The sequence below is a fragment of the Cryptosporangium minutisporangium genome (assembly GCF_039536245.1).
Lineage (GTDB): Bacteria > Actinomycetota > Actinomycetes > Mycobacteriales > Cryptosporangiaceae > Cryptosporangium > Cryptosporangium minutisporangium.
On record NZ_BAAAYN010000036.1, the window covers coordinates 44,445 to 62,821 of the forward strand.

General features: G+C 72.1%; 14 protein-coding genes and 1 pseudogene. 7 read left to right on the plus strand and 8 right to left on the minus strand.

Annotated elements, in window-relative coordinates:
• Nucleotides 1-173: 173 nt before the first annotated feature.
• The gene (locus tag ABEB28_RS26370; RefSeq protein WP_345730900.1) at nt 174-680 is read right to left on the minus strand and encodes a hypothetical protein; all 507 of its coding nucleotides are present in this window, start codon (nt 678-680) and stop codon (nt 174-176) included.
• 35 nt (nt 681-715) lie between these two features.
• Between ABEB28_RS26370 and ABEB28_RS26375 the strand changes: the two genes are divergently transcribed.
• Both ABEB28_RS26375 and ABEB28_RS26380 read left to right on the plus strand, forming a co-directional pair.
• On the plus strand, nt 716-1,402 hold the full coding sequence (locus ABEB28_RS26375) for a response regulator transcription factor (RefSeq protein WP_345730901.1): 687 nt from the start codon (nt 716-718) through the stop codon (nt 1,400-1,402).
• Nucleotides 1,403-1,415: 13 nt separating this feature from the next.
• On the plus strand, nt 1,416-2,882 hold the full coding sequence (locus tag ABEB28_RS26380; RefSeq protein WP_345730902.1) for an ATP-binding protein: 1,467 nt from the start codon (nt 1,416-1,418) through the stop codon (nt 2,880-2,882).
• A 193-nt stretch (nt 2,883-3,075) separates the two neighbouring features.
• On the opposite strand, the gene ABEB28_RS26385 is transcribed toward ABEB28_RS26380, so the two are convergent.
• Nucleotides 3,076-3,753, minus strand: coding sequence for a TetR/AcrR family transcriptional regulator (locus ABEB28_RS26385; RefSeq protein WP_345730903.1), 678 nt, complete (start codon nt 3,751-3,753; stop codon nt 3,076-3,078).
• 70 nt (nt 3,754-3,823) lie between these two features.
• Between ABEB28_RS26385 and ABEB28_RS26390 the strand changes: the two genes are divergently transcribed.
• Nucleotides 3,824-4,612, plus strand: coding sequence for an SDR family oxidoreductase (locus ABEB28_RS26390; protein ID WP_345730904.1), 789 nt, complete (start codon nt 3,824-3,826; stop codon nt 4,610-4,612).
• Nucleotides 4,613-4,741: 129 nt separating this feature from the next.
• Here ABEB28_RS26390 and ABEB28_RS26395 read toward each other — a convergent pair whose 3' ends face one another.
• The 3 genes from ABEB28_RS26395 to deoC all read right to left on the minus strand — a co-directional run bounded on the left by ABEB28_RS26395 (nt 4,742) and on the right by deoC (nt 8,257).
• Nucleotides 4,742-5,638, minus strand: coding sequence for an aldehyde dehydrogenase family protein (locus ABEB28_RS26395; protein ID WP_345730945.1), 897 nt, complete (start codon nt 5,636-5,638; stop codon nt 4,742-4,744).
• A 209-nt stretch (nt 5,639-5,847) separates the two neighbouring features.
• The gene (locus tag ABEB28_RS26400) at nt 5,848-7,269 is read right to left on the minus strand and encodes an aldehyde dehydrogenase family protein (protein ID WP_345730905.1); all 1,422 of its coding nucleotides are present in this window, start codon (nt 7,267-7,269) and stop codon (nt 5,848-5,850) included.
• 1 nt (nt 7,270) lies between these two features.
• Nucleotides 7,271-8,257 (minus strand): deoxyribose-phosphate aldolase, encoded by a 987-nt coding sequence (gene deoC / locus ABEB28_RS26405; RefSeq protein ID WP_345730906.1) that lies wholly within the window; start codon nt 8,255-8,257, stop codon nt 7,271-7,273.
• Nucleotides 8,258-8,496: 239 nt separating this feature from the next.
• Here deoC and ABEB28_RS26410 point away from each other — a divergent pair, with 239 nt between their 5' ends.
• Complete coding sequence (locus ABEB28_RS26410) at nt 8,497-9,855, plus strand: glycosyltransferase (protein ID WP_345730907.1); 1,359 nt, start codon at nt 8,497-8,499, stop codon at nt 9,853-9,855.
• A 147-nt stretch (nt 9,856-10,002) separates the two neighbouring features.
• Nucleotides 10,003-10,575, plus strand: coding sequence for a uracil phosphoribosyltransferase (gene upp, locus ABEB28_RS26415; RefSeq protein WP_376981534.1), 573 nt, complete (start codon nt 10,003-10,005; stop codon nt 10,573-10,575).
• Nucleotides 10,576-10,661: 86 nt separating this feature from the next.
• On the opposite strand, the gene ABEB28_RS26420 is transcribed toward upp, so the two are convergent.
• Nucleotides 10,662-12,323, minus strand: a complete 1,662-nt coding sequence (locus tag ABEB28_RS26420) for a phospho-sugar mutase (RefSeq protein ID WP_345730909.1) — start codon at nt 12,321-12,323, stop codon at nt 10,662-10,664.
• A 219-nt stretch (nt 12,324-12,542) separates the two neighbouring features.
• On the opposite strand from ABEB28_RS26420, the gene ABEB28_RS26425 reads away from it, so the two are divergent.
• The gene (locus tag ABEB28_RS26425) at nt 12,543-14,285 is read left to right on the plus strand and encodes an AMP-binding protein (protein ID WP_345730910.1); all 1,743 of its coding nucleotides are present in this window, start codon (nt 12,543-12,545) and stop codon (nt 14,283-14,285) included.
• A gap of 50 nt (nt 14,286-14,335) precedes the next feature.
• Here ABEB28_RS26425 and ABEB28_RS26430 read toward each other — a convergent pair whose 3' ends face one another.
• Nucleotides 14,336-15,142 carry a purine-nucleoside phosphorylase gene (locus tag ABEB28_RS26430; protein WP_345730946.1) on the minus strand — a complete coding sequence of 269 codons (807 nt, stop codon included), beginning with the start codon at nt 15,140-15,142 and terminating at the stop codon, nt 14,336-14,338.
• 755 nt (nt 15,143-15,897) lie between these two features.
• Here ABEB28_RS26430 and ABEB28_RS43215 point away from each other — a divergent pair.
• Nucleotides 15,898-16,863 (plus strand): pentapeptide repeat-containing protein, encoded by a 966-nt coding sequence (locus ABEB28_RS43215; RefSeq protein WP_425558999.1) that lies wholly within the window; start codon nt 15,898-15,900, stop codon nt 16,861-16,863.
• Between the two features lie 496 nt (nt 16,864-17,359).
• Here ABEB28_RS43215 and ABEB28_RS43220 read toward each other — a convergent pair.
• A pseudogene (locus ABEB28_RS43220) lies at nt 17,360-18,007 on the minus strand (serine/threonine-protein kinase); the annotation flags it as partial.
• Between the last annotated feature and the right edge of the window lie 370 nt (nt 18,008-18,377).

Below are 18,377 nucleotides of genomic sequence, written 5' to 3' on the forward strand. Positions count from 1 at the left end.
GCTCCTCCTGGGTGCGGCCGATTCGTCCGCACCTACCTTAGGGCCGATGGGCATCCGGGTGGTGAGCGCCACCCGACGAGGCTTATTCGGGCTCGGTTCGCCCGCTCGCTGTTCAGGGCTCCGATCTGCGAAGACGGGCCGCGGTGGGCCGGACCCGAATAAGTCTCGCTGTTTCAGCCGCCGTCGTTGTCGATGTCGAGTTGCGGCTCGTCGTCGTCCCACCACGCGGCGATCGCGGTCGTCTTTCCGGGGCCGGTGAACTGAATCTGCACCCGCGTCGGGCTCAGCTGTTTGACCTGCGGGGTGTAACCCGTTTCCGGGTACGTATCGATGACTATGACTCGTTCGCTGGTCCACTGGATCTTGGCCCAGCCGCCGGTGGTCGACACCGTGCTGAGGTAGTTCAGTTGCCCGTTCTCGTCTTCCCAGGTCTGCGGTGTCGGCGTGGCGGCGTTGCTGGTCTCGGCCGTCGGTCGGGGAGTAGGACTGCGGGTCTTTCCGGCCGCCGGAGGTGGACCGGTGGATCGCGGCGCGGAATCTTTCAATTCTCGCGCCGAAGGTGGATTTGACCGATCTGGGACGGCTGCATAAAGGACGAGACGAACACCAAACCACGAAACGGTCACTGCTAAGGCGGTGGTACCAAGCCAAAGCAAGGTGAGCCGTACCGCACGAGGCATACCGTCCATCCTTTCATCGGGCTACCGTGCCGGACATGCCGACCGTGTTGCTCGTCGAGGACGACCCCACGATCCGTAGCGCCCTTGTACGTTCTCTGTCAAAGGCGGGCCACGTGGTCCGTGCTGTGGGAACCGCGCTGGACGCCCTACGGGAAGTCACTTCAGCGCGTCCCGACGTAGTAATCCTCGACCTAGGACTACCCGACTTGGACGGTGCGGACGCATTGCGCATGTTGCGTGGCGTTTGTGATGTTCCAGTTGTGGTGGCGACCGCCCGTGACAACGAGCGGGAGATCGTCCGTCTGCTGAACTCCGGTGCCGACGACTACCTCGTCAAGCCGTTCTCGTTCGAGCACCTGACCGCGCGGATGACCGCGGTGCTGCGTCGGAGCAGCCCGGGTGAGGTGCGGCGTGACCCGACGCTTACCGTGGGTGGTCTCCGGATCGACCTGAACCGTCGCGAGGCGGTGCTCGACGGCGCGCCGCTCGACCTGGCGCGCCGGGAGTTCGACCTGCTCGCCTACTTGGCGGCCCGGCCGGGCACCGTGGTGAGCCGGCGGGAGCTCGTCGAGGCGGTGTGGCGCCAGCCGGCGGTCGGCGGTGACCAGACGATCGATGTGCACTTGTCCTGGTTGCGCCGCAAGCTAGGAGAGACCGCGGCTGCCCCGCGGTACCTCCGGACCGTTCGTGGGGTAGGTGTGAAGCTCGTGGATCCCACATGAGACCGGGCCACCGATGAGGCGGGCCCTCGCGCTGGTCGCGCTGGCGACCACCTCGATGGTCTCGCTGGCCTTCGTCGTGCCGCTGCTCCTGGTCGTGCATCAGATCGCCCGCGACCGGGCGATCACCGATGCCCAGCGCCAGGCGGACGCGGTGGTGTCCGTGCTGACCGCGACGACGGTCTCGCAGGACATCGAGAACGCGCTGGTGACGATCCCGGCGTGGAAGCAGGACGGCCTGGCTATCCATCTACCTAGCCAGAGCGAGCCGATCGGGACCGCGAGGGCCAAGCCTGCCGACATCCGACTCGTCCGGAACAGCGCGGACGAGTCGATCACCGCCGACGTCGACGGTGGGGTCGTCTATCTGCGGCCGACCACGCTTTCGTCCGGCGACGACACTGCGGTCATCGAGGTGTTCATCCCCTCGGAGGCGCTCAGCCGCGGGGTCACCGGTGCCTCGGTGGCGCTCATCCTGGTCGCGTTGGGGCTGGTCGTGGGTTCGGTGGTGGTCGCCGACCGGTTGGCAGCGAAAGTCGTCGGTGCGACCCGAAATCTCGCGGCGGTGGCGCGCGCGTTCGGTGACGGCAACCTGGAGGCCCGGGTCGAGCCGTCCGGTCCACGGGAGCTGTCCGAGGCCGGCGTCTCGTTCAACACGATGGCCGATCGGGTCGTCGCCACACTGGACGCCGAGCGCGAACTCGCCGCCGACCTGTCGCATCGCCTCCGAACACCGCTGACGGCCCTCCGGCTGGACGCCGAAGCGCTGGACGACGGCGTGGACGCCGCCCGCATCCGGGAGGCCGTCGCAACGCTGGAGCGCGAGGTCGACGTCATCATCCAGACCGCGCGCCGGCCGCTCTCCGAGCGCGGCCCGGAGTGGTGCGACCTGGCCGAGGTGGTCGCGGACCGGGTCGACTTCTGGGGCGCCCTCGCGGAGGACGAGCACCGCGACTGCCGGCTGGCCGGCGTCGGGCGGCGGGTGCCGGTCGGGGTGTCCCGTACCGAGCTGGTGTCGATCGTCGACGTGTTGCTGGGCAACGTGTTCCGGCACACCGCGCCGGGGGTGGCGTTCGCGGTCAGCGTGCTCGTGCTGCGCGGGCCGGTGGCCGCCCTGGTCGTCGAGGACGCCGGAACCGGTATTCGCCACCCACGGATGGCCGTGCGGCGGGGGAACAGCGGCGGTGGCTCGACCGGCCTCGGCCTCGACATCGTGCGTCGGGTGGCGGAGGCCGCCGGAGGTTCGATCCGAATCGACACGAGCCCGATGGGCGGAGCCCGAATCCGCGTCGACCTGGCGATGCTCGACCCGGCGGTGTTCGGACACGGTCGCGGTGGCGTCATGCCGGACCGAAAAGACACCGATCGTTCGTGGCCGGATGTGCCTCGTGGGACGGGTGATTATCGGCCATTGCACCGGGCGGTCGGAGCCTTGAGGGCAATGCGGAAGACGCGGGTTAACTCGCGATCAGAGAGACCTTAACGAAACCTCAAAGGGCTTCCGACTGGTCAGCAGTGCATCGTAACGTTCAGTTGTCAGACACCCCGCGAACCGACGCCGACCCCCCGGGCGCCGGACGCAACCGAAGCGCGGTGGGACAGGGCAGGCTTAGATCCCCCCGTCCCACCGCGTAAGGTTTTTCTGGGGCATTTCCGTCGCACTATTTCCGCCGGTATTATCGCTGCTCGCGGGGCGACGAGTGGCCAGCGGTTTCCGCGGGCCACGCGCGCAGGGTGAGGACGGCGATCGTTTCGAGCTCGGAGCGAGTCGCGCCGTCGCGAGCCTGCTGGGACATGCCCTGAATTGCGACGCCGGTGAGGCGCGCCAGGGCCCCGGAATCGGTATCGGTCGGCAAAATTCCGGCGTCGACGTCGTCTTGGATTCGGCGCGATATCACGGCGATGTTCGCATTCCGGCGATCCCGGAGCAGCTGCTCGACGTCGGCTGAATCGGGCCCGCAATTCGTGGCTGCACTGACCACGAGACACCCCGGGGGGTGGTGTGGCGCGGTGTATTCCGCCGCGGCCTCCCACAGCATTCGAGAGACCGCCGCGCGGGCGGTGTTTTCCTCTTCCAGTGCCCGCGCCGTAAATGCACCGTGCGTCCGGCTGTAAACGTCGACGACTTCGCGAAACAGCGTCTTCTTGTCCCCGAATGCCGCATAAAGACTCGGCGCGCCGATGCCCATCCGCTTGGCGAGCGTCGAGATCGGCGTCGCCTCGTAGCCGTGGGCCCAGAACTCCTCGAGTGCGGCCTGCAGGGCGCGGTCCCGGTCGAACCCGCGTGGTCGCCCCCGCGCGGGTTGGCGGGGGGTGGGGTTCGCGGCGCCCGTGTCCGTCGTCACGGCGCTCATTCTATAGCGCTCGCTAGAGAATGTCGGCTACGGTAATTCTGTAGCGACCGCTAGAGAAAGGACCTCCCACATGGGTGCGCTCGACGGAAAGACCAGCCTCGTCACCGGCGCCAGCCGTGGAATCGGCCGGGCAATCGCCCGTCGTCTCGCCGCCGACGGCTCGCTCGTCGCCGTGCACTACGGGACGAACGCGACAGCCGCCGACGAGACGGTCGGCCTGATCCGAGCGGCCGGCGGGGAAGCGTTCCCGCTCGGGGCCGAGCTCGGTGTCCCGGGCGACGTCGAGCGGCTCTGGGACGCGTTCGACGACGCACTGGCCGCCCGGGGTGTGCCGCTCGGCGTGGACGTCGTCGTCAACAACGCGGCGATCGGATCGTCCGGTCCGCTCACGAAGACCACGGCGGAGGAGTTCGACCGAGTGTTCGCCGTCAACGTCAAGGCGCCGTTCTTCCTGGTGCAGCAGGCGCTCGACCGGATCCGCGACGGCGGGCGGATCATCAACGTCTCGTCCGGCGTCACTCGGATCGCATTACCGGAGACGCTGGCTTACTCGATGAGCAAGGGTGCGCTGAACACGTTCAGCTTCACGCTGGCGCACGAACTGGGCGTCCGGGGTATCACGGTCAACGCGGTGGCGCCCGGGATCGTGGACACGGACGTCAACGCCGATTGGCTCCGAGCCGATCCGGCCGCGCGGGCGCACGCGGCGAGCTACTCGGTGTTCGAGCGGGTGGGGGAGCCGGAGGACGTCGCCGAGGTGGTCGCGTTCCTGGCGTCCCCCGCCGCGGGGTGGGTCACCGGCCAGGTCGTCGACGCCACCGGCGGCTCGCACCTGGGCGCCGCCCCCCTCCGCTCCTGAAGGTGCCTTGCACTGACCTGGAGCCCGCCGAGGACGAGGCTGGCGTCCTCGCGCAAGGCCGCCTCGACCTTTGCGTGGTCTCAAGGCCAAACGCGAGGCCGCCAGGCTCGCCCCTCGGCGGGCCGTGCACTAGACGCCGATCGGGTGCCAGACCGTCTTAGTCTCGGTGAACGTGGTGAGGCGGCTCAGCGGCGGGTCGGCGGTGAAGTCCTCGGCGGGGTCGGGGCGGCGGACCCGCTTGAGGTTCCCCGCTGCCTGCGCCTCCCACTCCGCGGCCTGGTCGACGTCGGCGCCGGTCAGGTCGATGCCCCGCACCTCTTCGTGCGATGCCAGCCACGGCCCCAGCTCGGACACCTGCCCGGTCAGCAAGTTCACCACGCCGCCGGGCAGGTCGGAGGTGGCCAGCACCTCGGTCAGCGTCACCGCGGCCAGCGGGTGCGCGGTGCTGGCCACCACCACGCAGGTGTTGCCGGTCGCGATCACCGGCGCGACCACGCTCACCAGCCCGAGCAACGGCGCGGACGGCGGCGCCAGCACCCCGACCACGCCGGTCGGCTCCGGCGTCGAGAGGTTCAGGTACGGTCCGGCGACCGGGTTCGTCGCGCCCACGACCTGGGCGTACTTGTCCGCCCACCCCGCGTACCAAACCCACCGGTCGACCGCGGCGTCCACCGCAGCCTCGGCGCGGTCCCGGCCGATGCCTTCCGTGGTCGCCAGCTCGTCGACGAACTGCGCCCGCCGCCCTTCCAGCATCTCGGCGATCCGGTACAGGATCTGACCGCGGTTGTACGGCGTCCGGGACGCCCAGCCTCCGAACGCCTTGGCCGCCGCGACGACCGCGTCCCGGACGTCCTTCCGGGAAGCCCGCGCCACGTTCGCCACGAACGCTCCCTCCGCGTCGTTGACCGGGTACGTGCGCCCCGACTCGCTCCGCGGGAACGCGCCGCCGATGTACAGCTTGTACGTCTTCCGAACGCTCAGCCGCCCGTTGGTGCGCGCCGGCGCCGCGGCGAGCCGACTGGCCATCCCGACCCGCGGTGGGGCGGTCGGCGACGTCGGCAGCGCGTCCGCCGATACACCGGTCGTCACGATCGTCTCGGTCCGGGAAGCACGCTTCGCCGGTGCGGCCTTCTTCGCGGGCGCTGCGTTCTTCCCTGACGCGGTGGTGCGCTTCGCGGGTCGCGCGGCACTGGATTTCGCCCGCGGCCGGGCGTCGCCATTGTTGTTCGGCTGGGTCATCGGACGTAGGCCTCCAGGCCGTGGCGGCCGCCCTCGCGGCCGTAACCGGACTCCTTGTAGCCGCCGAACGGCGACGCCGGGTCGAACTGGTTGAACGTGTTGGCCCAGACCACGCCGGCGCGCAGCTTGTCGGCCATCCAGAGGATCCGGGAGCCCTTCTCGGTCCAGATACCAGCGGAGAGCCCGTACGGCGTGTTGTTGGCCTTCTCGACGGCCTCGGCGGGCGTCCGGAACGTCAGCACGGACAGCACCGGGCCGAAGATCTCCTCGCGGGCGATCCGGTGGGCCTGCGAGACCCCGGTGAACACCGTCGGCGCGAACCAGAACCCGCGGTCGGGCAGCTCGCACGGCGGCGACCAGCGCTCGGCCCCCTCCGCCTCGCCGGCCGCGGACAGCTCGCGGATCCGCTCCAGCTGCGCCGCGGAGTTGACCGCCCCGACGTCGGTGTTCTTGTCCAGCGGGTCACCGACCCGGAGCGTCGCCATCCGCCGCCGAAGCGCGCTCAGCACCTCGTCGGCCACCGACTCCTGGACCAGCAGCCGAGACCCGGCGCAGCACACGTGCCCCTGGTTGAAGAAGATCCCGTCGACGATGCCCTCGATCGCCTGGTCGATCGGCGCGTCGTCGAAGACGATGTTCGCGGCCTTGCCGCCGAGCTCGAGCGTGAGCCGCTTGCCGGAGCCCGCGATCGCCCGGGCGATCTCCCGGCCCACGTCGGTGGAGCCGGTGAAGGCAACCTTGTCGATGCCCGGATGTGCGACCAGCGCCCGCCCGGTCTCTCCCGCCCCGGTCACGATGTTGACGACGCCCGGCGGCAGCTCGGCCTGTCGGCAGACCTCCGCGAACAGCAGCGCGGTCAGCGGCGTGGTCTCGGCCGGCTTGAGCACGACGGTGTTGCCGGTGGCCAGCGCCGGCGCGATCTTCCACGCCAGCATCAGCAGCGGGAAGTTCCAGGGGATGACCTGCCCGGCCACGCCGAGCGGGCGTGGCTCTGGCCCCAGCCCGGCGTAGGACAGCTTGTCGGCCCAGCCCGCGTAGTAGAAGAAGTGCGCGGCGACCAGCGGCAGGTCGACGTCGCGGGACTCGCGGATCGGCTTGCCGTTGTCGAGCGACTCCAGCACCGCGAACTCGCGGGCCCGCTCCTGCAGCAGCCGAGCGATCCGGAACAGGTACTTACCCCGCTCCTTGCCGGGCATCGGACCCCAGACGGTGTCGAACGCCTTCCGGGCGGCGGCCACGGCTCGGTCGACATCGGCGGCACCGGCCTCGGCGACCTCGGCCAGCACCTCCTCGTCCGCCGGGTTCACGGTCTTGAAGACGCCGCTGCCGTCGGTGAACTCGCCGTTGATGAACAGCCCGTAGGAGGGGCGCAGGCTGACGACGTCGCGCGATTCGGGGGCGGGTGCGTACTCGAACATGTCAGTCCAGGGTCACGTGGTCGGAGCCGGCGTAGTGGCCGGTGGCGATCTTGCGGCGCTGCAGCAGGACGTCGTTGAGCAGGCTGGACGCACCGAACCGGAACCAGTCGGGGTCGAGCCAGTCGGGGCCGGTGATCTCGTTGACCATCACCAGGTACTTGATCGCGTCCTTGGCGGTGCGGATGCCGCCGGCGGGTTTCATGCCCACCTGGCGGCCGGTGGCGACCCGGAAGTCCCGGCACGCCTCGAGCATCACCAGCGTCACCGGCAGCGTCGCCGCGGGTGAGATCTTGCCGGTGGACGTCTTGATGAAGTCGGCCCCGGCGAGCATCGCCAACCAGGACGCCCGGCGGACGTTGTCGTAGGTGACCAGCTCGCCGGTCTCCAGGATCACCTTGAGGTGGGCGTCGCCGCAGGCCCGCTTCGTCGCGACGATCTCCTCGAACACCTGGCCGTAGCGGCCGGAGAGGAACGCGCCCCGGTCGATCACCATGTCGATCTCGTCGGCGCCGGCCGCGACCGCGGCCCGGGTGTCGGCGAGTTTGACCTCGCGCGGTGCCCGGCCGGACGGGAACGCGGTGGCGACGGCGGCGACGTGGACGCCGGAGCCCTTCAGCGCGTCCACGGCCTCCGGAACCCGGTCGCCGTAGACGCAGACCGCGGCCACCGGTGGGGCGTCGTCGCCCGGGTGCAGCGCCTTGGCGCAGAGCGCCCGAACCTTGCCGGGCGTATCGGAGCCTTCCAGCGTGGTCAGGTCGATCATCCGGATCGCCAGGTCGAGCGCGTAGACCTTGGACGACGCCTTGATCGAGCGGGTGCCGAGGCGGGCGGCGCGGGTCTTCGCGCCGACCTCGTCGACGCCGGGAAGGCCGTGCAGGAAGCGGCGGAGCGCCGCCTCCGAGCGGGTGACGTCGCGGAGCGCATCGGCGTTGTCGACACTGTCGGACGCCCCGGACACGGGAACCTGGGCCGGTGCGGTGACGGACATGCTGACGATCCTACGCAGCGCGTGACCGGCCCGGTCAGGGCAAGTTCGGCCGGTCGGCGCCCCTTGCTTTGGGCAGAGCCGACCAGCGTGCCGGGTGACGGATCGGCCAACGGCCCGGGCCGGAACGTGAAGGGCGGGTGAAGCCTGCGCCGGGGCGGCTCCTGGGCGGTCCTCCGCCCCTACCTTCGGCGATCGAACCGCCCGGTAACGGCGGCGGGTGTCACGACGAAGGAGACGGCATGGCCGACCGGAGCGATCTTCCGCGGACGCGCGGGGAGCGGCTTCGTATCGCGCACTTCTCCGACACGTTCCTCCCACGGCGCGACGGCGTCATCACCTCGATCCGGACGCTCGCGGGTGCGCTCGCCGCACGAGGGCACGAGAGCGTGCTGTTCGCGCCCGGGTACCCCGCCGCGACGCCGGTCGGCTTCCCGGTCGTCGGGCTGCCGTCGATGCCCTGCGGAGTGGCCGATCTCCGGCTGGCGACCTGGCCGCGATCCCGCTACGTGGAGTGGGTGGCCGACGCCGCACCCGACGTCGTGCACGTCCACACGCCCGGCCCGGCCGGACTGCTCGGCGTGCTGGCCGCGCAGCGACTCGGCCTGCCGCTGGTGCAGACGTACCACACGGACCTGCACGCCTACCTGGAGGCGTACCGGATCCCCACGACCGCGCTGCGGGTGATGCGGGCTGCCTACGCGCGTCGGCTCGGCGTCGGCACGTCCTGGCCGCCCCGCCGGGCGCTGCGGATCGTGCGCGGCGCGGCCGGTGCGTGGCGTTCGGAGCGTCGGTCGGCGACCCGCTGCCGGTTACTCGACGCGGCCAACACCGCGTTCTTCGGGGACACGGACGTCGTCGTGGTACCGACCGCCGCGGTGCTGCGACGCTCGGCGCTGCCGGTCGATCCGGCGCGGATCGTCTCGGTGCCGACCGGGGTCGCGCCCCGGGCGGTGGCCGCCGACGCCGGCCCGGCGTTCCGGCAACGGCACCGGATTCCGTCGGACGCTCCGCTCGTGCTGTTCGTGGGCCGGGTGAACCGTGAGAAGAACGTCGAGGCCTTGCTGGCGGCGGTGGCGGCGGTGGCGAGGTCGGTGCCGGCCGTGCGGCTCGCGCTGGTCGGTGCGGTGTACGAGCAGCGGTGGCTCGCCGGGCTGCTGCGGACGCACGGCGTCGGGGATCGGGTGGTGGTAACCGGGCAGCTTCCGGCCGCCTCGGTCGCGGAGGCGTACGCCGCCGCCGACGTGTTCGGGTTCCCGTCCCTCACCGACACCCAGGGGCTGGTGCTGCAGGAGGCCGCGCTGGCCGGGGTGCCCGTGGTCATGGCGGACTCCGTCCTGCACGCGCACGGACCGCTGGGCGGCGCTGCGGTGTGCGCGCCGGGGGACGGGTTCGCGGCCGGGCTCACCGCGCTGCTCACCGATCCGGAGTTGGCGTCGCGGACGGCGGCAGCGGGCCGGATGGCGGCGCTGCGCCACACGCCGGAGGCGTACGGCTCCGCGATCGAGGCCGTCTACCACCGCGCCCGGGCCTCCCGGCGGGCAGTCGACGTGCCCGGGTCGGCCTCGCGGGCGGGGCTGGTGCTCCGCGCCAGCGCCTGAAGCGCGACGCCCGGCGTCGCGGATGTCGTGTGGCCTCGCGGACCGCGGGCGAGGTCGGCGTTGGGTTACCGCTGGTGGGCGGGGTACCTTCGCGACGTGCAGACCCTTGTCGTCGACCACCCGCTCGCCGCCGCTCGCCTCACCACGATGCGCGACGCCCGCACCGAGCCGGCGGTCTTCCGAGCCGCGCTCCGTGAGCTGACCCTGATGCTGGTCTACGAGGCCACTCGCGGCATCGAGATCGAGAAGTACCCGATCCACACCCCGGTGGCCCGCACCACCGGCACCCGGCTGGGCAACCCGCCGCTGCTCGTCCCGGTGCTCCGCGCCGGCCTCGGGATGGCCGAGGCGGCGTTCGGGCTGCTGCCCGAGGCGTCGATGGGCTTCGTCGGGCTGGCGCGGGACGAGGAGACGTTCCAGCCGCGGGCCTACATGGAGTCGCTGCCGGAGAACCTCACCGGCCGGCCGGTGTTCGTGCTCGACCCGATGCTGGCCACCGGCGGCTCGCTGCAGCACTGCGTCGGCCTGCTCACCCAGCGGGGCGCCACCGACGTAACGGTGATCTGCGCACTGGCCGCGCCGGAGGGGCTGCGCCGTCTGGAGGAGGCCCAGCTGCCGATCCGGGTGGTCACGGCCAGCATCGACGAGCGGCTGAACGACTCGGCGTACATCGTCCCGGGCCTCGGCGACGCGGGCGACCGCCAGTTCGGCTCGGTCTGACCCGAGGTGCCCACGGCGCCCGCCGCCTCGGGCGGGCGCCGCAGAGGCCCCTTCCCGAAAGTCCGCCCCCAGCGGCGGCGTCAGGGCTAGCGGAGGCCTAGGACGGCGGCCACCTCGGAGCGGAGCGCCGCCAGATGGGAAGCGGCAACGTCCCGTGCGGTGTCCACTCCTGCCGATACCGGCTCCACGACCTCCAGGTACGCCTTGAGCTTCGGCTCCGTACCGGACGGACGGACGACCACCCGCACCCCCGGCGCGCGCAGCGTCAGCACGTCCGCGGACGGCAGCCGGTCGTGCACCTCGGTGACCTCCCGACCGAGCAGCGTCTCGGGGGTGCCGGAACGGATCCGGCCCATCGCGGCCGCGATCTCCCGCAGGTCGTCGACCCGCACCGACAGCTGCGTCGTCGCGTGCAATCCGAACTCCATCGCGAGCTCGTCGAGCCGGTCGGTCAGCGTCCGTCCGCGGGCCTTCAGCTCGGCCGCCAGGTCGGCGATCGCGAGCGCCGCACCGATCCCGTCCTTGTCCCGGACGACGTCCGGTGCGACCGCGTACCCCAGCGCCTCCTCGTAGCCGTACGCCAGGTCGTCGGCGGCGCGGACGATCCACTTGAAGCCGGTCAGCGTCTCGGCCGCCCGCGCGCCCCTGGCCGGCGCCAGGGTTCCGAGTAGCGAGGACGACACGATCGTCGTCGCGAACGTGCCCTTGACGCCGTGCCGCAGCAGCGCGTCCGCCAGCAGGACTCCGACCTCGTCGCCGTGCAGCAGCCGCCATCCCGACGGCGACGGCACCGCGACCGCGCACCGGTCGGCGTCCGGGTCGTTGGCGATCGCGATGTCGGCGCCCACCGACGCGGCCAGCGCGAGCAGCTCGTCGACCGCGCCGGGCTCCTCCGGATTGGGGAACGCGACGGTGGGGAACGCCGGATCGGGCTCGGCCTGCGACGGCACGACCGCGGGCGCGGCGAACCCGGCCGCCGCGAACGCCTGTTCCAGCACCTCCCGGCCGACGCCGTGCAGGGGTGTGTACGCGACCCGGAGCGCCGCGCGTCGGGCGTCCGCGTCGGGGTCGGCGCCCACCACGGCCTGCACGGTCGCCGCGATGTACTCCGTCACCAGCCGTTCGTCCACCTGCTGCGCGGCCGTGCCGAGCGGCACCGTTCCGAGCTGTTCGACGGCCCGGATCCGCTCCTCGATCTCCCGGTCCGCGGGCGGCACGATCTGCGCACCGTCCGACAGGTAGACCTTGTAGCCGTTGTCGCCCGGCGGGTTGTGGCTGGCGGTGACCATGACGCCGGCCGCGGCGTCCAGTCGGTGGACCGCGTACGCGAGCACCGGCGTCGGCAGTGGCCGCGGCAGCAGGAGGGCCGCCCGGCCCCCGCCGGTGACCACCGCAGCCGTCTCGGCCGCGAAGGCCGCGCTGCCCCGGCGGGCGTCGTATCCGATCACCACGGCACCGTCGGCGCGGTGGTCGTCCAGATAGGCGCAGAGACCCGCCGCGGCCGCGCGCACGACCGCACGGTTCATGCCGTTCGGCCCGGCCCGCACCGGGCCGCGTAGGCCCGCGGTGCCGAACGTGAGCGGACCGGCGAAGCGATCGGCGAGGTCGTCGAGCGTGCCGGGGAATCCGGAGAGCACCGCTTGGAGTTCGGCGCGAGTGACCGGATCGGGATCGTCCGCGATCCACAGTTCGGCGCGATGGCGCAGCGCGGCTACCTCGGGGCCCGTCCAGCCGGACGTTTCGGTCATGCGTCCATCGTGCCCACCCCGCTGACCGGCTACGCGCCCGGGTCGGCATTCCGGATCTCGTGGTGTCGAGGGGCCGCGAAAGAGACGTTCCGTGATTACGCTGGCCCGGATTGACCCCCACTCAGGGGGCAGGCAGGAACCGGCCCGTAGCGGGACGGTGGGTGAAGGGATGTAACAGGGCCGGGAGGGAGTCGTACCGTTGCGGCAGGTGGCAGACCAGTGACCCCGACTAGCGCCGGCTCGGCCTTCCGGGCCGCGCGGAACTTCCTCCTCGAAACGGCCACTGACTACGGGCAGGCGATCAATCAGTTCGTCTGGCCCCGTTTCACCGCGTTCAACTGGGCGCTGGACTGGTTCGACGACATCCTCGCTACCGAACATGCCAACGACCGTGCGCTGTGGATCGTGGACGCCACCGGCGCCGAACGGTGCTGGACGTTCGCCGAGCTGTCGGCGCGTTCCAGCCAGGCGGCCGGATGGCTGCGCGACCAGGGCGTGCGGCGCGGCGACCGGGTGCTGGTGCAGCTCGGTAATCAGGTCGAACTCTGGGAGACGCTGCTCGCGCTGATGAAGCTGGGCGCGATCGCGGTGCCGACGTCGCCGTTGCTGCCGCCGGTCGACGTCGCCGGGCGGGTGGTCCGCGCCGACGTCGGCCACCTGGTCGTGCGCGCAGACCGGACCGGCGGACTGGGCTCCCTGCCGCCGGGCCTCACCCGGATCGCCGTCGGTCGGCCGATCGACGGATGGCTGCGCTACGACGACAACCGACACGCGCCCGCGTCGTTCGAGCCGGACGACGCGACGCTCGCCGACGACCCGCTGCTGATCCTGTTCACGCCGGGCACCACCGGGCGGGCGAAGGCGATCGTGCACACCCACGTCTCGTACCCGGTCGGGCACCTGACCACGATGTACTGGGTCGGCCTCCGCCCGGGCGACGTCCACCTGAGCGTCTCGTCGCCGGGGTGGACCAAGCACCTCTGCGGGAACGTGTTCACGCCGTGGAACGCGGCCGCCTGCGTCCTGGTGTACGCGGCGCCACAGCCGTCGCCCGACACGCTGCTGGGCTTGGCGGAGCGGTGCGGGGTCACGACGATGTGCGCTCCGCCGAAAGCCTGGCGGACGCTCGCCGCGACCGACCTGGTGAGCTGGCGGAAGCGCCTGCCGAAGCTGCGCGAGCTGGTGACGATCAGCGAGCCGGTGAGCCCGGCGGTCGTGCACCGGATCCGCCGTGCCTGGGGCCTCACCGTGCGCGAAGGCTACGGGCAATCGGAGGCGACCGCCCTGGTGGCGCACACCCCCGAACAGCCGGTCACGCTGGGGGCGCTGGGGCGGCCGCTCCCGGGTTGCCCGGTGGTGCTGATCGACCCGGTGAGCGGCTACCCGGCTGCGCCGGGCGAGGAAGGCGAGATCTGCCTGGATCTGGCGCGGCGTCCGGTGGGGCTGATGTCCAGGTATCTCGACGCCGTCGAGCCGATCATCGCGGGTCGCGACACAGTGCCGACCGGGCGGTTCGACCGCGCGCCGGACCGGCGCTACTACCGCACCGGGGACGTGGCCGTCGCCGACGAACTGGGCTTCCTGCGCTATCTGGGCCGCGTCGAGGACGTGTTCTCCAGCGCCGACCACCGCATCTCACCGGTCGAGCTGGAGGGTGTGCTGGTGGAGCACGAAGCGGTGGGGGAGGCGGCGGTCGTGCCGACACCCGACACCACGGAGACGTTGCCGAAGGCGTACATCGACCTGGCCGCCGGGTACCGACCCGGCCCGGAGACCGCACGGGCGATCCTCCGGTTCGCCCGCTCGCACCTCCCGCCGTACCAGCGCGTCCGGCGAGTGGAGTTCGGGCCGCTACCGCGCACGGTCTCCGGCAAGGTGCGCCGGACCGAGCTCCGCGAGCGCGAACGCGGCAGCCACCGCCGCCCCCACGAATACCGAGAAGAAGACTTCCCAGACTTGTGAGCGGCCCGCTGAGAACACTCGCGCTTGGCGGCGCTCGACGAGCAGGCGGCTCAGGCCTGGCGAATTAGTTCTCCCAGGAGGTTGCCCATTCGGGTGGCGGACGCCTTGCCGGCCTCGATCACCTCGTCGTGCGCGAGCGGCTTGCCGGCCATTCCGGCCGCCAGGTTGGTGACCAGCGACAGCCCGAACACCTCGGTGCCCCGCGCACGGGCCGCGATGGCCTCCAGCGCCGTCGACATCCCGACCAGGTCGGCGCCGAGCGTCCGGAGCATCCGGATCTCGGCCGGCGTCTCGTAGTGCGGCCCGGGCAGCGCCGCGTACACGCCCTCCTCGAGCGAGGGGTCGATCTCCTTGGCCAGGCGCCGCAGCCGGGGCGAGTACAGATCGGTGAGGTCGACGAACGTCGCGCCGACGAGCGGCGAGCGGCCGGTGAGGTTGAGGTGGTCGCTGATCAGTACCGGCTGGCCGACCGACATCCCCTGCCGCAGGCCGCCCGCGGCGTTGGTCAGGATGACCGTCCGGCAGCCCGCGGCGGCGGCGACCCGCACTCCGTGGACGACCGGTTCCACACCGCGGCCCTCGTACAGGTGGGTGCGCCCGAGGAACACCAGGACCTGCTTGGTGCCGACGGTCAGCGAGCGGACCGTACCGACGTGGCCCACGGCCGACGGCGGGGTGAACCCGGTGAGGTGGTCGAGCGGGATCTCGGCGTTCGCCTCACCGATCTGGTCGGCGGCCGGGGCCCAACCCGATCCGAGGACGAGCGCAACGTCGTACTGGCGTACTCCGGTCGCCTCGCCGAGCGCGGTCGCCGCGGAGGCAGCGAGGAACTCAGGGCTGGAGGGGTCGGTCGTCATCGTCACGTCCGAGCAGGCTACTCGCTTACTGCCTGTGCCTGTCACGCGACCGGCACCTGGCGATTACGGAGCGCCGGTGTCGAACTCGAACGAGGCGGTGATCTCGTCGAAGAGCGTGACGCGGTCCTTGAAGAGCTTCTCCGGGCTGGTCAGGTACACGCTGTACGCCTTGCCGTCCACCACGGCGACCCGCCAGAGACGGTGCTTCTGGACGCCGCTCTCGGTGTAGACGAACTCCCACTCCCAGGTCTCCTCGCCGCCGAGCTTCTTGGCGGCCTCTTTCCGGTGGATCGTGTCGAAGGCGCTGATCTGCCCGTCTTCCAGGCGCTTCTGCTGGTAGTTCTCGGCGCTCTTCAGGTGCTGCTCCGGTGACGAGCCGTTCTCGACCAGCACCCGCAGCTTGTCACCGTCGATGCTGTCGTAGTCGACGTAGGTGCTGGCCTCCTTGGCCGTCCAGTCGGCGGGGGCCTTCAGCGTGAAACCCCGCTCCGAGTAGGAGTACGACTTCAGGTCGACCCCGCTGCGCGCCGGGGCGGACACCGTCGGCCGCGGGGACGTGGCGTTGTCGTCACCGGACGCGGCCACGCTCACCACGTAGCTGATCAGGCCGATCAGCAGGACGGCGACCACGATCGCGACGACGATGAGCACGGTCCGGCGTCGGCTCTGCGGGCCGGCCGACCCCGGCGTACCGGACAGGTCGGGCGGCTGCGGCGACACCATCGTGTGGCCACCGACTCCGGAGGCGCCGAGGTATGCCGAGCGGCGCGGGGAGGACGACGGCGGCGGGGTGGACGGCAGCGGCGCCGTGGAGTTCCCCGGCTCACCGTAGTTGGGCGCACCACCGTACGGGGTGCCGTACGTCGTGGCTCCGTAGCCGGGCGGCGGCCCTTGAGTTCCCGGTGGTCCCTGCGGGGGCGGCGTCGGCGTCAGGCCCGGCACGCGGGCGTACCCCGACATCGGGTGCTGTCCAGGCGGCTGCTGACCGGGCGCGTGCTGCCCGTGCTGCCCGCCTCCGTGCTGCCCGCCTCCGTGCTGCCCGCCTCCGTGCTGCCCGCCTCCGTGCTGCCCGCCTCCGTGCTGCCCGCCTCCGTGCTGCCCGCCTCCGTGCTGCCCGCCTCCGTGCTGCCCGCCTCCGTGCTGCCCGCCTCCGTGCTGCCCGCCTCCGTGCTGCCCGCCTCCGTGCTGCCCGCCTCCGTGCTGCCCGCCTCCGTGCTGCCCGCCTCCGTGCTGCCCGCCTCCGTGCTGCCCGCCTCCGTGCTGCCCGCCTCCGTGCTGCCCGCCTCCGTGCTGCCCGCCTCCGTGCTGCCCGCCTCCGTGCTGCCCGCCTCCGTGCTGCCCGCCTCCGTGCTGCCCGCCTCCGTGCTGCCCGCCTCCGTGCTGCCCGCCTCCGTGCTGCCCGCCTCCGTGCTGCCCGCCTCCGTGCTGCCCGCCTCCGTGCTGCCCGCCTCCGTGCTGGCCGGGCCCGTGCTGGCCGGGCCCGTGCTGGCCCGGAGGCGGCTGCTGGCCGGGCATGGGCTGCGGCCCCGGACCGACGTGCTGACCAGGAACCGAGACGCTGCCGCGCACGGTGGCGCGACCGCCGGCCCGCGCCGGCCCACCGCTGTGCGGCGCGACACCGGGCTCCGGCTTGTCGGTCGGCCCCGCGTTGCCCATCCCACCGGACGTCGGCCTGGCGTCCGACTGATCGGCGGGCAGCGACGGCACACCGTCCGTGGTGAAGGGGTTGACGGCCATCGCCGCGGTGCCGTCCGGCGCGCCGCGCTGGCCGGACGCGCCCTCGCCGGGCGAGCCCGGGCCCGAGACCGGCTTCGCCGGGCCGGAGGAGCCGGGAGGCGGCGGCGGTGCACCCGGCGGTGCGGGCGGCACCGCACGGTTCGCCGGTGTTCCGCTGGGCGGCGGGGGCGGCGGGGGCGGCGGTGTGCCGGGGGAGGCGCTCGCCGGCGTTCCCTGAGCCGCGCCCGGCGCAGCCGACAGCGGCCCGCCGGGGGTGCCGGGCGGCACGGCGGGGCTGGGGCTCGGGTCCTCGCGACGGCGCCGCAGGTTCTGCAACCGGTCGGCGGGTCCGGACTGCCGGGGCGCCCGCCCGCCGCCGTCGAGCGACGTGATGCGGCCGCCGGACAGCACCGTGCGCAACGCGTTCCGCGTCTTGATCGCGTCCCAGCGCTGTTCCGGGTCTTTCTCCAGCAGGCCGAGCAGCACCGGCGCCAGGGGCCCGGCGAACGCCATCTGGTCGGGGGGCTCGACGACGACCGCGGTCATCGTCGGCAGCGGGTCACCGCGGTCGAACGGCGGACGCCCTTCGACGGCGGTGTAGAGCGTGGCGCCGAGCGAGAACAGGTCGCTCGGCGGGCCGAACGGACGCCCGCGGGCCCGCTCCGGCGCGATGTACTGCGGTGAGCCGAGCAGCAGCCCGGTGCTGGTCAGCGGCGACTCGTTGGGGGAGCGCGCGACCCCGAAGTCGGTCAGCGTCACCCGTCCGTCGGTGCCGAGCAGCACGTTGCCCGGCTTGACGTCACGGTGCAGCACGCCGACCCGGTGGGCGGCCTCCAAGGCGCCGAGCACGGCCAGCCCGATCTCGGCGACGCGGTCGTAGGGCAGCGGGCCCTCGTCCCGGAGCGTGTCCGCGAGGCTCGCGGCGTCGAGCAGCTCCATCACGATCCACGGGCGGTCGCCGTCGTTCACGACGTCGTAGACCCGGATCACGGCGGGGTGGTTCAGAGCCGCGGCGGCGCGCGCCTCGCGGAGCGTCCGCTCGCAGAGGACGGACCGCTCCGGCGCCGGGATACCCGGTGGGAGCAGGACCTCTTTGACCGCGACTTCGCGGCGGAGCAGCTCGTCGAAAGCGCGCCAAACCGTCCCCATGCCACCGGACCCCACGGACGATCGCAGGGTGTACCGTCTGCCGACGGTCCGGCCATCGGGCGCCTTCGCGGCCGAGGTGCCGTCTACCGGGGTGGGTGCGTCCACGCTTACCTTTTCTACTCGCCCGTTCTAGCACTCAGGTCCCATCGTGCCAGCCCGGGCTCGATCATCGTGCCGGACGGGATCGGTCCCCGCCTTCAGGCTCGACTGAGTCCACCGACCTGCTCCGAGAAAGGGTGTCGGACCCGGCCGCGTCGGGCAAGTGTGCTGTCACATAGACCCCAGTTATTATCGGTACAAAAGCCGCATTCGCGCCGCCCGGAACCGTATTAGTCGGGTGATGAAGCCGGAAACGACCAGTGGCGCCCCG

What these genes read in the sequence shown, in the direction of transcription:
- ABEB28_RS26420 (WP_345730909.1), bottom strand. Translation starts at nt 12,323, where the DNA reads ATGACCGAAACGTCCGGCTGGACGGGCCCCGAGGTAGCCGCGCTGCGC.
- ABEB28_RS43215 (WP_425558999.1), top strand. Translation starts at nt 15,898, where the DNA reads ATGCCGAGCGGCGCGGGGAGGACGACGGCGGCGGGGTGGACGGCAGCG.
- ABEB28_RS26410 (WP_345730907.1), top strand. Translation starts at nt 8,497, where the DNA reads ATGGCCGACCGGAGCGATCTTCCGCGGACGCGCGGGGAGCGGCTTCGT.
- ABEB28_RS26390 (WP_345730904.1), top strand. Translation starts at nt 3,824, where the DNA reads ATGGGTGCGCTCGACGGAAAGACCAGCCTCGTCACCGGCGCCAGCCGT.
- ABEB28_RS26375 (WP_345730901.1), top strand. Translation starts at nt 716, where the DNA reads ATGCCGACCGTGTTGCTCGTCGAGGACGACCCCACGATCCGTAGCGCC.
- ABEB28_RS26400 (WP_345730905.1), bottom strand. Translation starts at nt 7,269, where the DNA reads ATGTTCGAGTACGCACCCGCCCCCGAATCGCGCGACGTCGTCAGCCTG.
- ABEB28_RS26430 (WP_345730946.1), bottom strand. Translation starts at nt 15,142, where the DNA reads ATGACGACCGACCCCTCCAGCCCTGAGTTCCTCGCTGCCTCCGCGGCG.
- ABEB28_RS26370 (WP_345730900.1), bottom strand. Translation starts at nt 680, where the DNA reads ATGCCTCGTGCGGTACGGCTCACCTTGCTTTGGCTTGGTACCACCGCC.
- ABEB28_RS26380 (WP_345730902.1), top strand. Translation starts at nt 1,416, where the DNA reads ATGAGGCGGGCCCTCGCGCTGGTCGCGCTGGCGACCACCTCGATGGTC.
- ABEB28_RS26385 (WP_345730903.1), bottom strand. Translation starts at nt 3,753, where the DNA reads ATGAGCGCCGTGACGACGGACACGGGCGCCGCGAACCCCACCCCCCGC.
- ABEB28_RS26395 (WP_345730945.1), bottom strand. Translation starts at nt 5,638, where the DNA reads ATGGCCAGTCGGCTCGCCGCGGCGCCGGCGCGCACCAACGGGCGGCTG.
- deoC (WP_345730906.1), bottom strand. Translation starts at nt 8,257, where the DNA reads ATGTCCGTCACCGCACCGGCCCAGGTTCCCGTGTCCGGGGCGTCCGAC.
- upp (WP_376981534.1), top strand. Translation starts at nt 10,003, where the DNA reads ATGCGCGACGCCCGCACCGAGCCGGCGGTCTTCCGAGCCGCGCTCCGT.